General features: G+C 58.4%; 17 protein-coding genes and 2 pseudogenes. 4 read left to right on the forward strand and 15 right to left on the reverse strand.

Annotated features, from left to right (window positions below):
- Positions 1-17 precede the first annotated feature (17 nt).
- From EU803_RS15070 to EU803_RS15095, 6 genes and pseudogenes are all read right to left on the reverse strand, one after another.
- Entirely contained in the window at positions 18-1,553 is a 1,536-nt protein-coding gene (locus EU803_RS15070; protein ID WP_129684327.1) for an AMP-binding protein, read from the reverse strand.
- 66 nt (positions 1,554-1,619) lie between these two features.
- Entirely contained in the window at positions 1,620-2,051 is a 432-nt protein-coding gene (locus EU803_RS15075; protein ID WP_129684329.1) for a cytochrome C, read from the reverse strand.
- Positions 2,052-2,114: 63 nt separating this feature from the next.
- Positions 2,115-3,761, reverse strand: coding sequence for a GMC family oxidoreductase N-terminal domain-containing protein (locus tag EU803_RS15080; RefSeq protein ID WP_129684331.1), 1,647 nt, complete (start codon positions 3,759-3,761; stop codon positions 2,115-2,117).
- Positions 3,762-3,954: 193 nt separating this feature from the next.
- Positions 3,955-4,704, reverse strand: a complete 750-nt coding sequence (locus EU803_RS15085; RefSeq protein WP_129684333.1) for an SDR family oxidoreductase — start codon at positions 4,702-4,704, stop codon at positions 3,955-3,957.
- Between the two features lie 711 nt (positions 4,705-5,415).
- Positions 5,416-5,739, reverse strand: a pseudogene (locus tag EU803_RS15090) (acyl-CoA dehydrogenase family protein); the annotation flags it as partial.
- A gap of 542 nt (positions 5,740-6,281) precedes the next feature.
- Positions 6,282-7,733, reverse strand: coding sequence for an aldehyde dehydrogenase family protein (locus EU803_RS15095; RefSeq protein WP_129684335.1), 1,452 nt, complete (start codon positions 7,731-7,733; stop codon positions 6,282-6,284).
- 223 nt (positions 7,734-7,956) lie between these two features.
- Here EU803_RS15095 and EU803_RS18815 point away from each other — a divergent pair, with 223 nt between their 5' ends.
- Positions 7,957-8,433, forward strand: a complete 477-nt coding sequence (locus EU803_RS18815) for a hypothetical protein (RefSeq protein ID WP_242494387.1) — start codon at positions 7,957-7,959, stop codon at positions 8,431-8,433.
- Between the two features lie 306 nt (positions 8,434-8,739).
- Here the strand turns inward: EU803_RS18815 and EU803_RS15110 are convergent, their stop codons facing one another.
- Together EU803_RS15110 and EU803_RS15115 are read right to left on the reverse strand one after the other, a co-directional pair.
- Positions 8,740-8,928 (reverse strand): hypothetical protein, encoded by a 189-nt coding sequence (locus EU803_RS15110; RefSeq protein ID WP_129684337.1) that lies wholly within the window; start codon positions 8,926-8,928, stop codon positions 8,740-8,742.
- 222 nt (positions 8,929-9,150) lie between these two features.
- Positions 9,151-10,083 carry a LysR family transcriptional regulator gene (locus EU803_RS15115; protein ID WP_129684339.1) on the reverse strand — a complete coding sequence of 311 codons (933 nt, stop codon included), beginning with the start codon at positions 10,081-10,083 and terminating at the stop codon, positions 9,151-9,153.
- Between the two features lie 128 nt (positions 10,084-10,211).
- On the opposite strand from EU803_RS15115, the gene EU803_RS15120 reads away from it, so the two are divergent.
- Positions 10,212-11,351: a CaiB/BaiF CoA-transferase family protein gene (locus tag EU803_RS15120; protein WP_129684341.1), complete on the forward strand. Its 1,140-nt coding sequence runs from the start codon at positions 10,212-10,214 to the stop codon at positions 11,349-11,351.
- A gap of 165 nt (positions 11,352-11,516) precedes the next feature.
- On the opposite strand, the gene EU803_RS15125 is transcribed toward EU803_RS15120, so the two are convergent.
- The 7 genes and pseudogenes from EU803_RS15125 to EU803_RS15155 all read right to left on the reverse strand — a co-directional run bounded on the left by EU803_RS15125 (position 11,517) and on the right by EU803_RS15155 (position 20,216).
- The gene (locus EU803_RS15125) at positions 11,517-12,974 is read right to left on the reverse strand and encodes an aldehyde dehydrogenase family protein (protein WP_129684343.1); all 1,458 of its coding nucleotides are present in this window, start codon (positions 12,972-12,974) and stop codon (positions 11,517-11,519) included.
- A 25-nt stretch (positions 12,975-12,999) separates the two neighbouring features.
- Positions 13,000-14,001: an ABC transporter permease gene (locus EU803_RS15130; RefSeq protein WP_207209215.1), complete on the reverse strand. Its 1,002-nt coding sequence runs from the start codon at positions 13,999-14,001 to the stop codon at positions 13,000-13,002.
- 48 nt (positions 14,002-14,049) lie between these two features.
- The gene (locus EU803_RS15135) at positions 14,050-15,015 is read right to left on the reverse strand and encodes an ABC transporter permease (protein WP_129684347.1); all 966 of its coding nucleotides are present in this window, start codon (positions 15,013-15,015) and stop codon (positions 14,050-14,052) included.
- The gene (locus EU803_RS15140; protein WP_129684349.1) at positions 15,012-16,586 is read right to left on the reverse strand and encodes a sugar ABC transporter ATP-binding protein; all 1,575 of its coding nucleotides are present in this window, start codon (positions 16,584-16,586) and stop codon (positions 15,012-15,014) included. Before EU803_RS15140 ends, EU803_RS15135 begins: the two co-directional genes overlap by 4 nt.
- A gap of 76 nt (positions 16,587-16,662) precedes the next feature.
- Positions 16,663-17,823 (reverse strand): ABC transporter substrate-binding protein, encoded by a 1,161-nt coding sequence (locus EU803_RS15145; protein WP_129684350.1) that lies wholly within the window; start codon positions 17,821-17,823, stop codon positions 16,663-16,665.
- Positions 17,824-18,059: 236 nt separating this feature from the next.
- Positions 18,060-18,995: an IS5 family transposase gene (locus tag EU803_RS15150; RefSeq protein WP_129684352.1), complete on the reverse strand. Its 936-nt coding sequence runs from the start codon at positions 18,993-18,995 to the stop codon at positions 18,060-18,062.
- A 20-nt stretch (positions 18,996-19,015) separates the two neighbouring features.
- A pseudogene (locus EU803_RS15155) lies at positions 19,016-20,216 on the reverse strand (IS3 family transposase).
- A gap of 652 nt (positions 20,217-20,868) precedes the next feature.
- Here EU803_RS15155 and repA point away from each other — a divergent pair.
- Complete coding sequence (repA, locus tag EU803_RS15160) at positions 20,869-22,056, forward strand: plasmid partitioning protein RepA (protein WP_129684354.1); 1,188 nt, start codon at positions 20,869-20,871, stop codon at positions 22,054-22,056.
- On the forward strand, positions 22,053-23,069 hold the full coding sequence (repB, locus tag EU803_RS15165) for a plasmid partitioning protein RepB (protein WP_129684356.1): 1,017 nt from the start codon (positions 22,053-22,055) through the stop codon (positions 23,067-23,069). The genes repA and repB overlap by 4 nt, the downstream gene beginning before the upstream one ends.
- The last annotated feature ends 137 nt before the right edge of the window (positions 23,070-23,206 follow it).

The raw sequence follows: 23,206 nt of genomic DNA on the forward strand, positions 1-23,206 counted from the left end.
AGATCGTACCGGATCCCCTATCCCTGAAAACCATGCGTCCTTCTGAGCTCTTTGCGCAAGATCTTCCCGTTCGGGTTTTTCGGTAGTTCTGGCAGCACCCTGAAGATCTTGGGAATCTTATAGGCCGCAAGGTGCTGTGCGCAGTGGTCTCGCAACTCGTCTTCACTGATGTCCTGTGACTCGGCGGTCATGAACGCCGCGATCACGGACAGGTCGGCCCGTACAGGCAGTTCGACGGCCGCAGCCCCGGTGACATGGGGATGGCGCATCAATGCCGCTTCGACTTCCTGAGGTGCGACGCGGTAACCGAGCGCGTTCATCTGGTCGTCGCTGCGCCCCTCGTATGAAATGTATCCGTCGGCATCCATTATCCCCAGATCGCCGGTCATGAACCAGGGGCCGCGCATTGCGGATTCGGTCTCGTCCGGCAGGTTCCAGTAGCCGAGCATCAGACCGGGGTCATTTCGGTCAATTGCGATGATGCCCGTTTCCCCGATAGGCAATGGCTGTTCGTCCCCTTCGATCGGCAACACCGCGATCTTGCGCCCATGTTGTGGCCGCCCGGCCCGGTTTTCGCGGCGCTCGACCGTGGGAGACGACGATAGGAATGTCGAACATTCTGTCATGCCCAAAGCATCGTAAATGGGTTTTCCAGTTTCCTTTTGCCATTGTGCACGAACGGTTTCGGGCATGGCCTCGCCGGCCGACAAACCGTGCCGTAGGGTTTTCATGCCACCCATCGGATGACCCGATTTAAGCAGTTGACGGTAAACGCCCGGCGTGGCCGCAAAGAGTGTCGCTCCGTATGTTTCAACCAAATCGGGCCAAACCCCTGGATCGCGCGGACCGGCGTAAATCAAAGATTGTGCACCCGCCGCCCAAGGGTCCATCAGACCGGCCCCAAGAGTATAGGTCCAGTTGAAGGCCCCGGCGTGAAGCATCACATCTGACGAGCGCAGACCATACCACCCCTCCCAAATCATGCGGCGGGCAAAGGCCGCCCGATGCGCATGGGCCACTCCCTTTGGCCGGCCAGACGAGCCGGAGGTGTAGACGATATAGGCCAGATCATTGGCGTATGTCTTGGCGAAGTCTTCGATTGGAGGGGCACTTAGCTCTGCAGGATTGGCGACCGAAGCTCCCAAACCCGGAAGCTCAAATCCGGGCGAGCAAACTACCAGCTTGGCCCCTGTATCCTGTACAATGAACGCGACCTCTTCGGCGCTCAGCGTGGTCGAGGTCGGCACAGGCACGGCACCCATCGCACATGCCGCAAGGAAGCTGATGGGAAAATCGGTGGAATGCCCAATCCGAAGAATGACGCAATCGCCTGGTGAAATGCCTTTTGCCGCAAGGCCCCCCGCCGTTTCCAGGACCTCGGATCGGATGCGTCCGTAAGACATCCGTTGATCTGGTTGACCTTCGCCTGAAGCAACGGTCAACGCGATCTTTTCGGGTGTTACTGTGCTGAACGCGAGTGTATGGGCCGCGAGGTTGAAAATCTCAGGAGCCGAAGGCGCAGGTCCAAAGTCACATACAGACAGACATTTCATCACTCGGCCCAGCTCCGTCTAATCGTCATTGGATTGACGCTCCAATGGCTTGACTGTCGTCCTGCTTCAGGAACCGGACTGGCCGACTTGTGCGAGATAGGCCGCGATGTCAGCAGCGCCAGTCGGGAAGGCAAACGGCATCTTGCTGATGTGACCTTCACCCAGTGCTTCCTCGAGGAAGCCGTTGGGGTTCGACATGAAGTGTGCAAGATTTTCCTCGTCCCAGACCAAGCCTGACGCGTTGAGCGCACTCAGCCCGTCACTGTACCGATAGCCTTCGAGCCCACCGGCCGGGCGACCAATCACACCATACAGGTTCGGACCAGCGCGCCCACCTCGGCGAATGCGTTCACCACTGTCGGATTTCAGCTCGTGGCAGGCGAGGCAATTGCGAAACAGGTCTTCGCCATTGACAGGGTCGCCAGCATCTTGGGCCATTGCGCCGATCGAAAGGACGCACGCAAGAGCTACCGAGGTCATTAGGATTGCAGTCTTCATATCTATTTCCCTGAGAGTGGTGCTGCCGCAACCAAAGGGTTGCGGCAGTCAGAAATCAGACGATCAAGCGTTCTTGGCGATCATGTCGCCCGCTTTCCAGCCGATCATCATGGACGGAGCGTTGGTGTTGGACGTGGTGATCGACGGCATGATCGACGCGTCCGCGACGCGCAGACCTTCGACACCATGCACGCGCAGTTCCGGATCGACGACCGCCTCGTCACCCACGCCCATGCGGCAGGTCGAGGTCGGATGGAAGAAGGTGTTGACCGATTTGGCCAGATAGTCGCGCATCTCCGCGTCGGTCATCTTGCCGGACTCGGGCACCAGCGCCTCGCGCTTGCGCACATCCGCGTAGAACTCCGAGTTGCCGATTTCACGGGCCAACTCGGTCGACCACTTGTAGGCCTTCCAGTCCTGTTCTTCCTTGAGGTAGTTGGCTTCGACCACCGGCGCGTCGAACGGATCGGCCGACTGTAGTTTGACGTATCCGCGCGAATGCGGACGGTTGACACCCGACAGGACGCAATAGCCGTTCTGGTAGTCAAGCTTGTGACCGGTCGAGGCGAAGGGCACCGACACGTAAAGCACCGTGGTATCGGGCGCCGGAAGACGGCTGTCAGAACGTTCCCACATGTAGACTTCGGAGTGGTTGTAGTGCGAAACCGGGATCGCTTCCTTGGTTTCCCAGTTCGGGCCGCCACCAAGAATGTGATCCTGCAGACCCATGCCCACTGGCAGGTCAACAACCGTGTCGATGCCGACCGCCTCGAGATCATTCGCCATACCAATGCCGGACAGCATCAGCAGGCGAGGCGAGTCGATCGCACCAGCGCAGAGCACGACTTCGCGCGATGCGTTTACGGTCACCGGCTCGTCGTTGTGCAGGTATGTCACGCCCGTGCATTTGGTGCCGTTCATGTTTAGCTTGGTTACCGGGGCGTCGGTCAGGATAGTAACATTGTCCTGGTCGCGGACCGGGTAGATGAAGGCCACGGCAGAGGACTGGCGACGCTGGTCCTTGATGTTGAAGTCAACCCAAGCCTGACCGGACATGCGGTCCGAGTTGATGCTCGGCGTTTCCTTGTATCCAAGGGCGGCGCAGCTATCCATGAAGGCCTGAGCGCCGGGGTGCTTGAATTCGTTCTGCGGCTGGCTGATGAACAGCGGGCCGTTGTCGCCACGGCCTTCGCCGCCCGGCTCGAACGTTTCCATCGCCATGAAGTGAGGCAGTACTTCATCATAGGACCAGCCATAGCAGCCGTCATAGGCCCAGCTGTCGAAGTCCGAGCGGTGACCGCGGGCAAAGATCATCGCGTTCAAGCAGGACGTGCCGCCGAGCACGTTGCCGCGGGGCCACAGGTGGGTACGGCCATCGGTGTAGTTTTGCGGCGTAGTTTCGAACCATTTGGTCGCGTCGGTCCCGAGCGCGGCACCCCAAAGGCGGCTGTCATGGACCTCTTCGAGATCGTCGTTGCGACCCGCTTCTAGGACCAGAATGCGCGCGCCGGTCTTGGCAAGCTGATGGATGAGGGCGCCGCCAGCAGACCCGGTGCCGACCACGATGTAGTCATATTCGCCTTCGGGTTTGGGGGCCGTGAAGGACGATTGCGCCAGCGCTTCGCCGGTCCAGGACGTCGCTAGCGCACCGGCCATGCCAGCCGAAATCCCCAGAGACATTGCGCGGCGAATAAAGGCGCGCCGGCTCATATGACCACGATTGTATTCCACGACGGCCTTTTCAAGCTCGCCGTCCCTCGCTTTTCCGAAGTATCCCATGTAATTTCCTCCCATGGATGCGGGCGTGCCCGCGTTCTAGCCGGCTACGCCGGCGACAAGAGCCCCCACCAGGCAAAGGGTTTGGCGACCACTTGGTGGGGGTTCACTTTTGAAGGTGTGCTCGTCAGATGGTTCTTCCGCCATCTACCTCTAGGATCACACCCGTGATGAAATTCGCCTCATCCGATGCGAGATAAAGCGCCGCGTTTGCCATATCTTCGGGCTCGCACAGTCGGCCCAAAGGAATGGTCGATAGGAATTTCGCGCGGTTCTCCGGCGTATCCGGCATGCCCATGAAGGTCTCCAGCAGAGCCGTCGCGCCCATGACCGGTGCCAGACCGCAGACACGCACTTTGTCGGTGGCAAGCTCAACAGCCAGCGTCTTGGTCATCATGTTCACGGCGCCTTTGGAGCTGTTGTACCAGCTCAGACCGGGACGCGGACGAATGCCCGCGGTCGAGCCGACATTGATCATCACACCGCCACCGATCTTGCGCCAGTGCGGCACCATTGCGTGGGTCATGTGATAGATGCTGTCGACGTTGATGGCGTAGACACGGCGGAAGGTCTCATAGTCCACGTCCATCAGTGGCTGGTTCTTGTGGCTCCAGCCCGCGTTGTTAATGACGATGTCAATCTGCCCGAAGGCATCTTTCACCGATTCGACAGTGGCCTGAACGTCAGAGGCGGAGGACACGTCGCATTTGGCCGCGATCGCGTTTTCGCCCAATTCCGCGGCGACTGCTTTCGCGCCCTCTTCGTTCAGGTCGACGATCGCAACCTTGGCACCTTCCTTGACGAAGCGGCGCGCCATTTCACGGCCGAAGCCGGACGCCGCACCTGTAATGATCGAAGTCTTCCCCTTAAGTCGCATAGGTTCACCTGTAATTTAGGACTTTTGTTGCTTAACTGAACTTGAATGGCGCGGCGGCAGCCCGGGGCATACGGCACGGTATCTCAAATGACAAATTAAGCAGCGCCAACATGATATTAGATATAGTCGCCGGTAGCTTGTGCATGATCCCTATGCGCCTCGCCAATGCCGTGTCGTTGCGGAAAGGTCCGGCGCCGAACACTCCGGCGAGAACCCAAGCGGCAGTGCCGCCTTTTTGCCTACCACTGGGGCAACTGCCGGCCTTGACCGCTGACGAGCCTCTGTTTTCCGGGCGAATTCCATGTGCTGCGCACTGGTATGAACGGGCAACTCCTTGGCCGACATTCATTGAGGTTCCTCCGGGTCAGTGCGGATGTCCCGCACATGTTCGACACGATGCTAGGAATTCGCCCCACTCGGAGCAATCTCGAGAGTCGGATTACAGATATAGCTTCTGACTATACCCCGAACAGCGTCAGCTGAGCCGACCGCGCCATAAATCACGCGTCTCCAACTCCTGCACGACAGCTAAACTGGTTGCACATCCGCAGCACCTATATGTCGGAATGCGCATTGGAGATGACGAGATCAAGGCGCTCGCGCCAGGTGCGCTGATGAAGGGAACCTTGGTCACCGCCTTCAATCCCAAAGGTCAGGGCGCATACCGATTGCGTCTGACACGAGTATACGGCCAAGGCAGCTGGGCGGCCCTCATATTTCTGCTTCGCATCGCAAAGATTGCGGCTCTACCCCCATGGACTGGATGCGCAGTTCTCCGGATGCGATCTTCGGAAGGTAAGTCTGCCGCTGATCTTCCGAGCTGTGCCTCACAATGGTGTTCATGTTGTACATCTGGCCGTGGCAGGCGCCGGATTTGCCCCCTGCCCTGTTGATCTCTTCCATGATCAGGGATGCCTCTGCCAGTCCAAGCCCGGCGCCGCCAAATTCTTCGGGGATCAAGGCGGCCATCCATCCCTCGCGCGTCAGGGCTTGGACAAACTCCTCCGGGTAGGCTTTGTCTTCGTCCGCTTTCCGGTGGTATTCAGCTGGGAACTGCGCTCAGAGCCCCTTCTCTCCATCGCGAATGTCTTGATAGTCGTCGCTGAGGAAATTCATAAGCCAAGGCCTCCCGTATCCAAGCCAAATCCATTTGGTCGAAACTTGAGGCAAGGCATCGAACAAATACGTGTTTGAGATGACTTTCATTGACCCAAGCTATGACCACACTGCACTTCTGCCATTGTGGTCTTCGCCCCCCTTGACCCCCAGAACCTCCTCAGTGTTAGGCCCGACAATTCTTCCAAGAAGATACTGCTTCCGTTCGTTCGATAAGTTCCAGCTATGGGGGGCGTGACGATTATGGATTCACGCCAGCTATTGTACTTCCGCGAAATCGTTCAGAGCGGGTCACTCAGCAGTGCGGCGCTGCTCATCCTCTAAACAAAATACGTTATCGGGCGAGTGCTACAACACGAAACAAGTCCGGACCATGATCGGTCCGAACTTTTCAAGATCATTGACGATCCTCAAATCACGAGCGGTATTGACTAAGCTGACGGAGGCTCGATCGACAACACCTAGTACTTAACGGTCACTGTCTTGATGTGGGAGTAATGATGGATGGCCTCGATACCCTTTTCCCGGCCATAGCCGCTATGCTTGTGACCGCCGAAGGGAGTCTGCACCGACATAGTGTTCCAGACGTTGATGAAGATCTGTCCCGCCTCGACCCGATCCGCAACTCGCATCGCGCGTGAGATATCGCGGCTCCAGACGCTGCAAATCAGACCGTAGGCGGAGTCGTTCGCGATGCGCGTGGCGTCCTCTTCTGTGTCGAACGGGATCACGACCAGAACCGGCCCGAAGATCTCTTCCTGCGCGATGCGCATGGAATTGTCGACGTCGGCGTAGATGGTGGGCTTGACGTAGAAACCCTCTTCGCTTCCGGCGACTTCGGCGATTTCGCCACCGACCAGCGTGCGGGCGCCATCGTCTTTGGCGACCTGGAAATAGCTCTGGACGCGCTTGAACTGGGAGGGGGTGATGATCGGGCCGAGGTTTTCTCCGGGCACGATCGCATTGGTCGCTTCTGCCACCTTTTCGAGGAAACCGTCATAGATCGACCGTTGGACCAGCAGACGCGTCCCGGCCGAGCACACCTGCCCTGCGTTGATCGTGAAGCCCCGCACGGCTTCCACAGCCGCCACGTCCAGATCGGCGTCTTCGAAGACGATGTTGGCTGATTTGCCGCCCAGTTCCAGGGTCAGCGGAATGATCCGCTCGGCCGCGATCTGGCCAATCGCTTGACCGACTGCGACAGATCCGGTGAACGCCACCTTGCGCACGTCATCGTGGGCGACAATCTTGGCCCCGACGTCGAGACCCGTTCCGAGCACGACGTTGATCACGCCGACCGGAAAACCGACCTCTTCGGCAAGCTGCGCCAGCTTGATCGTGGACTGCGACGTGATCTCAGAGGGCTTCACCACCACGACGTTGCCGGTGACAAGCGCAGGGGCAACTGCGCGGGCGGCCTGATTCAGCGGTAGGTTCCACGGGGTAATGATACCGATGACGCCGTACGGCTCTCTCCGGGTGTAGACGTGTTGATCCGGCGCGACATCCAGCACGTCGCCGACCGGCAGATAGACAAGGCTGCCGTAGAATTCGAAATACGCCGCACTGCCTTCGACCTCGGCGAGGGCAAGTGCCATCGGCTTGCCGGCGTCCTGATGTTCAAGCTGGGCCAGTTCTTTGTTGTTCTTGCGGATGGCGCGGGCCAGTTCCAACATGAGGCGTCCGCGTTCTGCCGAATTGAAATGCCGCCAAGCATCCGCCGCAGACGTAGCCACTTTTACCGCAGCATCGACATCAGCAGCATTGCCGTCCGCCACTTCGATGGATGCCTTGCCCGACAGAGGGCTCACGATTTCGATGTAGCCCCCCCCCGAGGGCGCGACCGACGTGCCGCCGATCCAATGGTTCAGCCGGATCGTCCCCGTAGCTTGCGCTGATTCAGATGCGGTCATGTCTTTTCTCCCTGGTTCACCGGAAATCAGCCGGCGGAATGTCTGTTAATTTCAGCAATGACGGGAATTTTCGGGACGGGCAATTTCCGAAGGTTTCTAGGGGCAATAGGCTGGACGTATAGTTCACGGCCATAGCCCTCGGATCCGCGGATTCGTTCAGCCCCATGATCCGCGCCGCCGAGGCCAGTTCACAGCCGATGAACCCGCCGCCAAGGATCGCGACATGTGCCGCGTCACCGCGCTGCGCCTTGGACTCGTCCAGCCGGATCCGCAACCGCGTCGCATCGTCGAGGCCGCGCAGATTGAAGACCCGGTCCAAGTTAACCCCAAGGTCCGGCAGACGGCGGACCCGTCCTCCCGTCGCTACAAGCTTCCTGTCGTAGCCAAGGTGCGACCCGTCATCCAGTGTCAGCGGGCGCTGGTCCGTATCCACCCCGATCACACGGATGCCAAGCCGAAGGTCGATGTTCTGCTCGGCCCACCATTCGGCGAACTGAACCTGGAAATTCTCAGGCTAGGATTTCCGCAGGACGAATTCTTTCGACAGAGGCGGACGTTCGTAAGGATGATGCGGCTCGTCCAAAATAAGGACAAACCGACCGTCGTACCCCTTGCGCCGCAAGGTGCCGGCGGCGGCTCAGGAGGCCACGCCGCCCCCGATCAACACGATGGTCTGCAGCGTGGTCATGCCCCGACCTGAACGAAAATCTCTTCGCCTTCAATCTTGCGCGGGATCGACGTGAACTTGCACTCGCCCGGGTTGATCCCCTTGCCCGCCGACACGTCGAATTCGCACAGATGGTTAGCACAGACGAGGATGCCGTCCTCGAAGCCACCGGACGAGAGAGGCCAGTCCTGATACGGACACCGGTCCAGACAGGTATGAACCTCTCCACGTTGTCGATCAGCAGAACCTTGGCCCCGACAACTTCAACGCCGGTCATGTCGTCCTCCCAGAGGTCCTCCATATCGAGCACTTTATTCAAGCCGCTCATAGATTGCTCTTTCAGTTGACGTGACCTGCAGCGCACACACCGGAAGCGATTGGCACGTCGTTCCAAAAGGACGCCGCGGTTTCGAAGCTACCCGCGACAAGCGCCGCCAGTGCCGGCGCGGCCGCATCCGCCCGCAGGGCCCAATTCTCGACCCACTTGTTGATGGCATCGGCCGGTTCCGGTGTCTGTTCGACGGCCATCTTGCAACAAGATCAAACGGAAGACCATTGAAACGCGACGCTTGCTTCACCGCGCGACCGCCGGATAATCAGCCAATACAGATTGCCCGTAACCTCTATTGGTTCAGACCGTCAACTGCCCCAAAATCTCTGACGATGGACAGCTAGAAACAGTCTCAACCCCAAGCGATTTCGAGAGTTGGAGCACGCATATAGTTTTGATCTATGCCAATAATGTGGGCGTCAGGCGAGCCGACCTCGCCATATGCCGCGTGTCACCAATTCCTGGACAACAGCAATCGTCGTTCGTTCAACCTCAAGTGCGGCCCGCGTTCTGACGTGTTTGGGATTCCGGACCAAGTGAACCGGTCGGCTGAACTTCGGATTGATAATGACAGAACTCGCCAGCTCGCCGCGCTCTTCAAAGTCCCCCGCCGCTGCCGGTGCCAGGATGGTGAACGCGCTTCCCCGCGCAACCAATGACTTGATTTGAGAGAGGGAGTCCATCTCGACGACAACATTCAGATGCTGTCCGGCAGCACGGCATACGCGATCAATGAGCATGCGAAGTCCATGTGACTTGGAGGGGAGAACGAGCTCAAGTTCGCGCAGGTCCTCCAACCGAATTGGCTCGCCTGGCGGCGACTTGAAGGGCCAAAGATCCGGAGGGGCATAGAAATGCAAGTCTTCCTCAAGAAGCGTCGTGATCTCTGCGTTCTTCAAGCCTGTTGTTTCGTAAAGGATTGCGAGGTCGACAGATTCTTCATCAAGCCACTCCTTGATGAAACCGCTCATCGCATCTACGGCACGCAAGCGGACTTCCGGTAGATTCAGTCGGATCGTTTCGGCCAACGGCACTGACAAAACCATGGATACAGAGGACGGAAATCCGAAGACCACCTTTCCTGACGGCGTTTCACCGGCTTGCCGCACGTCGCGCTTGGCACGGTCAACAGCATCTAGGATTTCGTGAGCGCGCTCCACGAACACCGAACCCGCGTCAGTCAGCGTAACGCCTCGCGGTGAACGGATGAACAATTGCGTTCCCAGCCGACTTTCAAGGTTCTTCAATTGAACTGAGATCGATGGTTGCGCGATCCCCACAGCCTCTGCGGCCGCAGCCAGTGAACCGTGTTCGGCGATCGCCAAAAAATACTTGATCTGTTTCAGTTCCATCGTTGCCGTCCTCCCTCGGCACGATCATTATAGAAACGAACTATACCCTATCAAGTGCCGACATGCCTGTTACCGCGAACCTTTCTATTGTGAGATGAACGGTACTTTCATTCACGAACGGAAAAGCCATGTCGGATCTGCAGAACCTCCTCGTCGTTTCGCTGGAACACGCGGTTGCCGCTCCATACGCTTCGTGCAAACTGGCCGACGCCGGCGCCCGGGTCATAAAGGTCGAGCGACCGGAAGGTGATTTTGCCAGAAACTATGACCACCTGGTACACGGTGAAAGCGCCTACTTCGTCTGGATTAACCGTGGCAAGGAATCGATCTGTCTTGATCTTAAGACGGAATCTGATCGCTGTTTACTCCGGAGGATGATCGTTGAGGCGGATGTGTTCCTGCAAAACCTTGGACCCGGCGTGATCGAGCGGCTTGGCATCGACATTGGAGAAATCCGAAAGCAGAATCCGAAGTTGGTTTTTTGCTCGATTTCCGGGTATGGGTCGGAAGGACCTGCCAAGGATCAAAAAGCCTATGATTTGCTGATCCAGGCCGAAACGGGCCTTTCGGCGATAAACGGTTTGCCAGAGGGGCCCGCACGGGTCGGCGTATCCGTATGCGATATCGCGGCCGGCATGACGGCCTTCTCGGCGATTTTGCAGGCTTTGATCGGGCGCGAAAAGACTGGAGTGGGCCGTGACATCGAGGTGTCCTTGTTCCACGCTATGGCGGACTGGATGAACGTGCCTTATCTGCAATACAAGTACGGCCACCATGAGCCAAAGCGTATGGGGCTTAATCACCCGACGATCGCGCCTTATGGGGCCTTTGCCTGTTCAGATGGCAAGGAGATACTCATTTCGATCCAGAACGAGCGAGAATGGCAGAATTTCTGCAAAGTGGTGTTGCAGGACGAAACCTTGCCAACTGTCAAAGGGTGGCGGTCCAATTCCGAGCGCATCGCAAACAGAGCGGAAGTTGATGCCAAGGTTGCAAGCGTGTTGATCGAGATGACCCGCGATGAGGCTATTGAAAAAGCCAAGCTGGCAGGTATTGCCTATGGCAGGCTTTCGGACATGGATGACCTGATCTCCCACCCGCAGCACCGATTTGTCGGCGTGCGCGTTGGCGATAGTGAGATCGAAGTGCTTGCCCCTGGCGCGCTGATGAAGGGCCAGCCTTGGGTTGTTTCCTCTGTTCCCTCGGTTGGACGGGACAGTGAACGCCTCAGAAGCGAGTTCGCGGTTGAGACGACTGACGCGGTCTGAAAACACTTCTACATGACATATGAAGCAGAAAACCGAGGCTTGATGAGCCTCGGTTTTCTGCATGTGAAGAGCTCATCCGTGACCGGCACGTGAAACCAAGGACCGATAAATGAAAAGAGGCAGCGTATCCACGCTGCCTCCATCCATTCTGACAATGTTCAGACCTTATTTCTTGAACATGTAGGTTTTCGTATTGGTGAATTCCTGCAGGCCTTCCTTGCCGTTTTCCACGCCCATACCAGACTGTTTGTGTCCGCCGAACGGGATGTCGATGCCGTGGATGTGGATTTCGTTCACCCAGACAGTGCCCGCCTCGATACGGTTTGCGACCTCGATCGCCTTGTCCCGATCGGGACCCCAGACGGACGCGGCAAGACCGAAATCAGTGTTGTTGGCATCAGCAATGACGTCTTCCAAATCCGTCCAGCGCACCAACGGCAGGATCGGGCCAAAGGGCTCTTCCCGGACGATCCGGCTGTCGCGCGGCGGGTTGTCGACGATCGTGATCGGAACGAAATTGCCGGACAGTGATTCATCGATCTCGCCACCCAGGGCGATCTTGTAGCCGTTCGCTTTGACGTCTGCGAACATGTCCAGCAGTTTGCCATACTGCATCTTGTTCTGGATTGGTCCGAGGTCGGTGTTCGGATCCATTCCGTTGCCCACGACCTTGTCGGATGCATATGCCACGAAGTCCTTCAGGAAATCATCGTAGATGCTGTCATGAACGTAGAGCCGCTTGATGGCGATACACCACTGGCCCGAGTTGCCAAAGGCTGCGTCAAACAAGGAAGGGATCAAGGGCTTGTAGTCGGTGTCAGGCATTAGGATTGCCGGATCGTTACCGCCCAGCTCTAGGGTCACGCGTTTGAGGGTGCCGCTCGACGAGGCCATGACTTTCTTACCGGTCGCTGTGGAGCCGGTGAAGGAAATCTTATTGACGTCTTTGTGCTCGGTGATCCACGCACCTTGAGCGTTGCCGCCAGAAATGACGTTCAGCACACCGGCTGGAAGTACTTTTTGCGCGATTTCGCCAAACTTGAGCGTCCCGAGGGGCGTGTAGGGCGAGGGCTTCATGACCATGGTATTACCGGTGATCAGGCAAGGGGCAACCTTCCAAAGTCCGAGCAAGATGGGGAAGTTCCACGGGGTGATCGCGCCAACCACGCCAAGCGGCGTATGGGCAACTTTAACGATGTGTTCGGGCGTGTCCTCGATCACTTCGTCCTCAAGCTTGCGCTTGGCGACTTCGCGCACCCAGTAGATGGCATATTCGACCTCGACCGTCGCCATCGAATGGCGCGGCTTGCCTTGTTCGGTGGTCAAGAGCGTGATGATCTCTTCCTTATGGGCATCAAGCGCATCTGCATAGGCGGTCAGGTAGGCCGAACGCTCTTCCCAGCTCAGCGCCGCCCAACCAGGCTGCGCGTCTTTCGCAGCAGCGATGGCCTCATCGACCTGCTCGCGGGTGGCTTCGGGCGCGTTGGCGATCACTTCGCCGGTGGCCGGGTTATAGACGTCGAAGGTTTGGTTTGCGCCGACCAAGCGCCCACCAATGCTCATGACATAAGGGCCGTTGTAGTCGACCTTGGTGTCAGAACTGATGTTGGCTTTTACATTCATGGTAGTCCTCCCAAGAGTAATGGTTTCAGATTTGGTAACGGATATGCGGAGCGCGGGCATAAAGCGCGACCATCGGCAAGATCAGCAGCCCGAAAACGGTCTGTTGAGCGGCATAGTTGAGCCCCAAACCCACCAGGAAGGAGGTCAACACTTGAAGCACCAGCACGCCGACGATGGTGGCCCCATACCCGCCGGAGCCCCCCAAGAGCGAAGTCCCGCCAACGACGACTGCAGCGACGGTCGTGAAGAGATAGGGATCCCCTACCCCTACAAAGCCGCCTCCAGAGAAGCCCAGCAAAAGCATGCCGGTAATCGAGGCTGTCAGTCCCGAAACCGTGTAGGTGCTGACCCAGACCTTGAATTCGGAAATGGACAACACCGAGGCAGCTGTTCGGTTGTTGCCAACGGCATACAAGGCACGCCCGGCACGGTTATGGTGAATCCAGAAGATGAGGATAGCGGATACGACAGCCCAGATCAGAACGACGGGCGGAAACGGCATGCCAAGGGTCTTGCCGTTAATCGCCGAAATGTTGGAGAACCAAGCCGGAACCTGGCTGAAAACGGTGCCCGAATACTGTGAGCCGAACGTGGTAAAGATTTGGGCCGCACCCACCAATGAGAACCCTATCCCCAGCGTGAGGATCAACGCCTGACCTTGAAGCCTATAGCTAAGTACCCCGTTCAGTGCGCCAATCGCTGCGCCAAGGACGGCAATGATAAAGATCCCTAGTGCCGGCGGGATCGAAGTGCCAAACAGGTAGGCAAGCAAAATGTTCGAGGCTCCGATTACGAACGGAATCGACAAGTCCAGCCCGCCCACTGTAGCAACCAGCGTTTGCCCTAAAGCGGCCAGCCCCAGAAACGATGCGAGTAGCAGGATCGAGCGTGCATTGTTGGTAGACGCAAAACCATCCACTGACATCGACGCAACGCCGATCAGGACAGCCAACAGCACGATTCCGATGATCAAGCTCTTCCGGTCTGAGCTAAGAAGATTTTTTCTAAGCGAGGCTTGTGATGCCATTGTCGTCTCCGGGTTTTCCAGCGGTATTGGCCATTCCATCTTGGGACCTCACGCTGTGCGTGGTCTGGATTGAGTTGTGAGGAGGCTGATCAGCAGGGACAGTACGAGCATCAACCCATAGCTGAGTTGCGTCATGTAACCGGAGATCGCACCAAAGTTGAAAGATGAGAGCACCACAAAAACCAAATACATGGCTACGGCCCCCAGGATCGACCCGGTCACGCCCCCCTTGCCTCCAGACAACGATGTACCACCCAGCACCAGAGCGGTGATCGCCTGAAGCGTCAACGTATTGCCTTGCGAAGGATCTCCGGAACCGATCATGCCGGTCAGACACAGCGCCGCGAGGCCTGCGAAAACGCCCGCCACCAGATGTGCGGCGATCCGGGCGGCAACGATGTTGACACCGCTGGTGTAGGCGGTGCGCTCATCGGCGCCCATCAAACGGATGTGCTGAAACATCGGTGTTCTCTGGAAGACAAACCAGAAAGCACAGGCTGCAATCAGAATATAAAGAACCGGTCCAAGCAGCTCGGTGCCCCAACCCCAGTCACCCAGCCAATCCGGCGCGAAGCCACCCGGCCGAGGAAGGATCACCAGATTGACCCCCTGTAAAATCATGTACCCGGCCAGCGAAGCGATAATCGGCGAAATACGCACGTAGATGATGATCATCGCGAGCAAGAATTGCCAAAGACAGGCCAGTCCGATGGCAAACGCAAAAACTGCAAAGGGGTTTGTGATTTCCAGAGCACCGAGCCAGACGACGATGGTGACGTTCACGAAGCCGATCATCGGGCCAATGGACAGATCCACGCCGCCACGACCCGCTATTGCGATGGGCGTGATGGCCATGGCCGCGAGAATCAGCGGAGCTGCGATCAGCACGGCCCCAGCCAGGCCCACATAAGTGAACGTCTGCGGCGCACGCATAGCGGCAAGGACGCCAAGGATCACGACAAGCCCGAGCGGAACGGCGAGATGATTGAACTGGTTCAGGATTTTTCTGTTCATTGCGCTGCCGCCTGTAGTTGCGTCTCAGAGGGCAGTTCCTGTTCCAGAACCTCACTCATTTCCACGGGCTCGGACTGGCCGAACATGGCCCCGAGTATCGTTTCCTCGCCGATCTGGTCTTCATCGAAGCTGGCAAACAGACCGCCTTCGAAGAAAACGTCGGCCCGGTCGGCGAAATTGAAAAACTCCTCGATTTCGGTCGAGAGGTAGATCACCGCGCCGCCTTCCGCAGCAAAGGCACGAAGGTGCGTGTACAGATCCTGCTTCGTGCCGATATCCACACCGCGCGCCGGATCATTCAGGATGATGATCCTCGGGTTCAGCGCAAATGCGCGGGCAATCAGGACCTTTTGCTGGTTGCCGCCGGACAGTGTGGTGATCTTGTCCGAGCGGCGCCCGAACTTAATCGAAAGACGCTCTTTCTCCTTTTTGAACACTTCACTGAGCGCCTTGCGGTCGATGAACCCGGCTTTATTGGCGTAGCGACCGTACAGGGCCAGCCCGAAATTCTCGAGGATCGACAGATTGGCAAAGATGCCCTCTTTCTTACGATCCCCCGAAACATAGGCGATCCGGTTAGTCTCAGCGGATGCAAGGTCGGCCACCAGATGCTCATCCCCTTTGTCATCCCATACTGTGACAGTTCCCTGCGGCGCCTTGTCGATGCCTGCAAGGATCCGGACGAACTCGGCCTGCCCGGCACCGTCCAGACCCGCGATGCCTACGATCTGGCCCGGGAAAAGCTGGAAATTGAAACTTTGCCCGTTCGTGGACAAAGCGATATTCGACGCGCGCAGCGCGGGTGTTCCACCGCCAAAGGCCACGCGATCTTTCGCATCTGATTTGGCCGAATGGTCCGTCTTCGCCGACATCAACCGCAGCAGATTTTCTTCGGTCATATCCGCGCGTCCGATTTGCCCTACGGTTTCACCGTCGCGCAGAACGGTTGCCTGATCGGCGAATTTGACCAGTTCAGCAATGCGGTGCGTGACGATGATCACGGCCGTGCCATCTGCTTTGAGCGCCAGCATTTCGTGATGAAGGCGGCTGGTCGCCTCAAGATCGAGCGCGGCAGAGCTTTCGTCGAACACCAGTACCTTCGGTTTCTGCAGAAGCGCGCGGGAAATCACGATCCATTGCTTCACGCTGAGCGGAACGGAGGAGACCGGCCAGTCCGGGTCGATCGGGCAATCCGCGAGCCGTTCCAGGATTTCCTTGGTGCGGCGTTTCTTGTCCGCCACCGAGGATGAGCGTTTCCAGAAGGAGTCGCTGCCGGCAAAGACGTTTTCCCAGATCGATAAGCTCTCGGCGAGCATCATTTCCTGAAAGATGGTCGACACACCGATCGCGATGGCTTCCGTCGGCGAGCTCGGGCTGTGGCCCAACACGTCGACACTGCCGCCATCGGCCGGGACAACCCCCGAGATGATCTTGGCAAGCGTGCTTTTCCCGCTGCCATTTTCGCCGACGATGGCATGGATTTCGCCAAAGTTCGCTTCGAGCGAAGCGGCTCGCAGCGCGCGGGTCTCGCCAAAATTCTTGCTGACATTGTTGACAGAAATCGCGGTCATCTGGTGCGCCGTTTCATTAATTTGGTGCGGAAGTGGTCTGGACGCCCACGCAGGGGCGGGCGTCCAGGGGCGTGCCTTATTCGGCTTTCCACTCAAGGGGATCGACAGGGCGCAGGAAGTAGGTCGAGGCGACCTCGTTCGGGAACCACACGTCAATTCCCGGCTGGATGTAGTCGGTCGAGTCAATCGAACAGTCATCGGCCAGCCCAGCCACGTACTCTTCTGCGGGCACGCGATAAACGCCACGGAGGATTGACTGGATGATCGGTCCCTGGTTCTGCAGTGTCCGAATGACCGCGTTCATGCCCAGTTCCATCTCGTCGCCCGGGGGCCAGATCTGGAACGCGTGGCTCATCCATTCGGGGTGGTTTTTCAAATAGCAGGCCGCACCAGCGGACCCTGCGAGGGAGATCGGCATCACCTCACGCCCCGACTGAAGGACAGCTTTCAGAACACCAGTTTCCTGCGAACCCTGCGCGATGATGCCGTCGATCTGGGTGGGGTTGGTTGCAAGGAACTTCTGTACCTCTGTCTGAGCGACTTGGTCCGTCCAGTTGCCCCAGACCTGACCAACCAGCTTGGCGTCGGGGAATTCTTCCAGCGCGCGCATGGCACCGGTGTCGAAGCTTTCCGACGACGCCGCACCGGCGATGCCGGACACGAGCAGGAAGTTGCCCTCACCGCCCGCTTCCTCGATCAGCGCCTTGGCGATTTCGTAGCCGCCGAGAGTGTAGTTCGAGGATGCGTTCAGCGCCTTTTCCGAGGTCAGGTACCCGGAGTATGAGAACACGACAACGCCGTTGTCATAGGCATATTCTACAGCCTTGTTCAGAGCGACGGGGTTGGAACAGCAGACGATGATTGCGTCCACGCCTTGATCGACGAGTTGCCGCATCTGCTGGATCTGGCGCGAGTCATTGAGGTCGGACTGCGTGACGATGACCTCGTCAATCAGGCCGGCTTCCCTGTAAACCGGAAGCATTTCCTCGGTCAGACGCTTGAGACCTTCGGCACGCCAGGTGTTGCCTGCATAGGAGCTTGCGTAGCCGATGGTCCACGGCGGGCCGGACCGTGGGGTCCAATCACGATATGCCGATTGCCCAATGGGTTGCCCATCGTCCACGCCTTCATACGCTGCCGCCGTATCCGCCGGCAGTTCACTGACCGCACTCTGCGCCTGAGCTGTTGCGGCAAAACCAGCAACAGCAAAAGGCAGAGCCGCCAGAAGGGTTTTCATGTTTTTCAATGTACTTCCTCCCTGAAGATTTCTGCCGCACAAAGTGTGTAGCAGCAGTGGAGCGAAGCTTGCGCATAAGTGCTAGTCAGAGAAGCCAATCCGACGATATGATGGCAATAGTTACAAACTATAGCCGGCGTGAGATTTCGCGGAAACGCGTGCTCAATATCTGCAGCGGCGACGGCTTTGTTGCACAAATCCACTGATTGGCGGGGTTTCCCTTTCCCGGGACGGACTTATCCTACAGCCTCTGTGACGGGAATGCCGAGCGCGGTGTAACGATTGAGCACGGCAATGCGGACCTGGATTTCCGCGACCAGCCGGTCGAAGTCCCTCGCCATGAGGCTTTGGCCCATTAGTTTCACGCAATGCATCTTCGTTTCGACACGGCTTCTACGGTGGTATCCGCTCCATTGTCGCCACTGGGCACGGCCCAGGTATCGCGAAGCATTGATCGCTTCGTTTCTGGCGACGGCCCCGGCGCTCGTGGGTTTCCACGGCTTGGCATTTTTGCGGGGTGGGATGACAGCGTGAGCGCCACGGGCGGCAATCGCATCGTGGCATTTGCGGGTATCATAGGCACCATCGGCTGTGACTGAACCGATGTTCTGATCAGGCGGGATTTGGTTCATTAACTCGGGCAGCATGGGGGCATCGCCAACATTGCTGGTGGTGACCTCAACAGCTCGGACCGCCAGTGTTTCCTGGTCGATCCCTATGTGTATCTTGCGCCATATCCGGCGTTTCGGGCCGCCATGCTTGCGGGCATTCCACTCACCTTCACCCTCGGCCTTGATGCCGATGCTGTCGATGAAGAGGTTCAGCGGGCCGGTTCCACCGTGATACGGAAGGGCCACATTCAGCGTTCTCTGGTGGCGGCAAAGGGTGCTGTAGTCGGGCACCGACCAGTCCAGTCCGGCCAATCGCAATAGGCTTTCGACGAAGCCCTTAGTTTGCCGCAATGGCATTCCGAACAGAACCTTCAGCGTCAGGCAGGTCTGGATCGCCGCATCGCTGAATTGACACTGGCGACCACGCTTGCCGCGCGGCGGTGGCACCCAGACCATCTCCGGGTCAAGCCAGATCGACAGTGCTCCGCCTTGCTTCAGTGCGTTATTGTAGGACGACCAGTTCGTGGTCTTGTACTTCGTAGGGGCCTGGCGTGCCCCCATCGGGTGGTCCGGTTTGATTGTTAGTGCATCGTGGGCCTGTGGTCTATCGGAACGATGCTTTCCGGAGCGGGTGGGCGGTATCCCAGAGCGCTGTGTGGCCTGACGGTGTTGTAGTGGATACGCCATTGCTCGATCAGGATTTGGGCCTCACGCAGGCTGTAGAAGATTTCGCCGTTGAGCAGCTCGTCGCGGAACCGGGCGTTGAAGCTTTCGCAGTATCCGTTCTCCCATGGTGATCCCGGTTCGATGTAGGCGGTCTTCGCCCCGACCGCCGCGATCCAGTTCCGCACCTTCTGAGCAATGAACTCGGGGCCATTGTCGGATCTGATGTATTCCGGCGGGCCGCGCAGGATGAACAGGTCCGTCAGCGCATCCAGCACGTCGGTCGAGTTGAGCTTGCGATCGACGCGGATCATCAGCGCCTCCCTTGTGTATTCGTCACTCGACCATTGTCCTCGGACCAATGGCGGACAAGGTCTCGTTGTTCAGTGTCCGGTAAGCGCGCCCATCTGCGGTGCGATCTTGCACGAAGTCATAGGACCAGACGTGGTTCGGCCGCTCTGGCCTGAGACGAACGCATGATCCATCGTTCAGCCAGAGCCGTCCTGTTCGCCTGTTCTCTCGAACCCGTGGCGTTCACAGGCTCACTCTTCTGTTTCTGCGGGACCTTCAGCCCTTCACGCCGCCAGATGCGTTCGACCCGCTTATGGTTCACATGCCAGCCCGCGTTGTTCAGCAGGCCCGTGACCATGCGGTAGCCATAGCGCCCGAATTGATCAGCCAACTCGATGATGTCATCGGTCAGACGCCCTTCATCGGCCCGGCCCTGGGGCACTTTGCGCTGCGTTGATCGGTGCTGGCCCAACGTACGGCAGGCGCGGCGCTCAGACACGCCCAGTTCCTGCCGCACATGGTCGATGCATTTACGGCGACGTGAAGGGCTCAGAAGTTTCCCCGTGCAGCCTCAGTCAGAATGAGTTTGTCCAGAGTCAGATCGGACACCGCCCGCCGCAGCCGCTGGTTCTCTTTCTCAAGCTCCTTCAGGCGTGCGAGCTGAGATCTGCCCATCCCGCCATAGAGCTTACGCCACCTGTAGAACGTCTGCTGCGTCACGCCGATCTGGCGCACCGCCTCCGCGACCGTCATTCCTTGACCCTGCAGCACTTCAACCTGCCGAAGCTTCGATACGATCTCTTCGGGCTTTTCTCGCTTTCCAGCCATCGCTGATCCTCCAATTTTTGGGACAATCTATCCCAGTTGGTGGACCACTTTCAGGGGGCTACTCCAGGCCCAACTGCTCATGCCTTCCGGCTACCATGCTGGATTCACACAGTGAATCCCTGACCACGATTTGTGCAACAAAGCCTGCAAGCCATTAAAAGGGTCCTGACACTAGTCGGGCTGACATTCCAAGACAGTCCGTTTCCAGCTCAAGTAAAGATTGGTGGAGCCTCGGCCCGTCGTCCGAGTTATCGGTTCGGCTGTGTTTTACGGGTTGGCCGGTTGCCACTTTGACCTATCTTCGGAATTGCTCTCTTAGAGCCAGTCCACCGCCTCTTCGGGATCGCGTACCCAGGCCGTAGTCCGCCGTTGCGGTTGCGAGCCCGGATAAAGTTTCTCGCTCGCGGTTCTGGAGGGTTTTGGAAAATCAGGCTGATCGACAAGGGCCATAAACTCGCTACCGCGGTGGTTCGGGCAAGGTGACACCCTTAAGTATCGAGTGCCGTGGCTTGTGGTCCTGTCGGGATTGGGCACGATATGTGGAAATCGCTTGAAAGAATCGCAGGTTTGGGACAATAGTCACGAAAAAGAGGCAAAAAACGTCAATTACCGTGAACACGCCAAAGATGCGCAGCGCGGAACGTGAGGGCAGATGAACAAGACTTTCATCCACGAAGACCTGAATGCGGTAATCCGCCAGCACTCTGAATGGCTGGCCAACCAGTTGCATTCGCAGCGCGAAAGCCTGTTTCCGCCCGATGCCCAGAAGTCAATGCGTAAGTTCACCTCAGGAGAGGCCGCAGCGCTGCTGGGTGTGAACGATTCCTATCTTCGCAAGCTGAACCTGGATGGCAAGGGCCCCTCCCCCGAGCTGACCCCGGGAAACCGGCGCCTCTATTCCGCCGAAGACATCCAGGCCTTGCGCGTGCTCCTGGAAAAGACGGCCCGCAAGCCGGGTGATTACATCCCCGGCCGCCGCGATGGCGACCATCTTCAGATCATCGGTGTGATGAACTTCAAGGGCGGGTCAGGCAAGACGACCACCTCGGCCCACCTTGCCCAGCGGCTCGCCCTGCGTGGGTACCGCGTTCTGGGCATCGACCTTGACCCGCAGGCCTCTTTCACTGCGCTGCACGGGGTGCAGCCTGAGCTGGACCTTAACGACGGCGGCACACTCTACGACGCGATCCGCTATGAGGATCCGGTGCCGGTGCGCGACGTGATCCGGAAAACCTACATTCCCAACCTCGATCTGATCCCGGGCAACCTCGAATTGATGGAATTCGAGCACGAAACACCGCGCGCGCTGGCGCAGGGCAATGCAGGTCTCTTCTTCTTCCGTGTGAAAGAGGCCCTGGCACAGGTCGATACCGACTATGATGTCGTTGTCATCGATTGCCCGCCGCAGCTCGGCTTTCTGACCATGTCTGCTCTGTCCGCTGCGACGGGCGTTCTGGTGACAATCCACCCGGAAATGCTCGATGTAATGTCAATGTCGCAATTCCTGCGGATGACGGCCGACCTGATGGACGTGATCGCGGAATCCGGGGCCGACATGTCGCACGACTGGATGCGTTACGTCCTGACCCGCTACGAACCACAGGACGCGCCGCAGAATCGGATCGTTGCCTTCCTGCGGACCATGTATGGCGATGCCGTTCTCAACGCGCCGATGCTGAAATCGACAGCTATCTCGGATGCCGGCCTGACCAAGCAGACCCTCTACGAGGTCGAGCGCAGCGCCTTTACCCGCAGCACCTATGACCGCGCGATAGAGAGCCTGAACACGCTGAACGACGAGATCGCCGATCTAATCCAGAGAACCTGGGGGCGCACATGACAAGCGGCAAGAAGAAACGGATGTCCATCCTCGACAGCCTTGCGGCGTCCGGGGGCCCCTCCCCTGCCCCGCAGCCCGGTTCTGTCGCGCCGATGATGGCCACGAACCGTGCCCTACGCTCCGCGCGCGACGCGGTCGACGCGCATAACGTCTGGGAACTGGACCCATTCACTATTGTCGACGACCGCATGGCCGACCGGCTCGACCCGGCGGATGTGCTCGACCTTCGCGATGCGATCGAGGCCAATGGTCAAACCGTGCCGATCCTCGTGCGGCGTGCCCCGGGGGAAACGGATCGCTACCTTCTGGTCTATGGTCGCCGCCGTCTGGAGGCGATCAAGCAATCGGACAAGGTGACGAAAGTCCGGGCGCTTGTTGCCAATCTCGATGACGACAGCGCTATGCGCGCCCAGATTTCCGAGAACATGGCCCGGCGTGATCTGTCCTTCATCGAGAAAGCGCTTTTCGCGCGGGAACTGGTCGCCTCTGGCTTTGGAAATCAATCACAGGTTGCAGAGGTTCTGACGGTCACGAAGTCCGCAATTTCCATGGCGATTGCAATTGCCGACATGATTGGAACGGATCTGATCCGGGCCATCGGCGCCGCCCATGGCATCGGGCGCCCCCGCTGGGAGGCGCTTGGGCGCGCGATTTCCGACAACGATCTGGATCGGGACGCTCTGGTTGGCGTGGCCCATGCCGAGCACGACCGCGCCGCCGTTGCCATGGTTGTGGACGAAGGGGCACCCGTCGACGACCCCTCCGTCCTGGCGTTCAACGCGGTCGCGAAGACGGTCGAGAAGTCGCTGAAGCCGGCAAAGGCCCCCTCCCCTGCCCCATCGCCCAGCATCGCCTTGGCGATTGATGGCCATCTTGGCGGCACGCTCAGGCGCACGGCCAAGGGCATCTCGATCGAGTTGAACAAGGGTGATTTCGCGGATTGGATCGAATCCCAAGCCCATGAAATCATTCAAGACCTTCACGAACGCTGGAAGCAGCGCTCGGAAGACTGAGGAAGAGCGAAAACCAACAAAGGAGGCACGAAAAGACAAAAGAAAAGGTCCCGCAAAGCGACCGCCCCACGAGACCCTGACTTGTTTTTAGCATCTTCAAGCTAGTCTCAGGCGCCATTTTCCGCAAGTCCAAAGTG

The organism is Loktanella sp. IMCC34160, from assembly GCF_004145845.1.
In the GTDB taxonomy this organism is placed as follows: Bacteria; Pseudomonadota; Alphaproteobacteria; order Rhodobacterales; family Rhodobacteraceae; genus SELP01.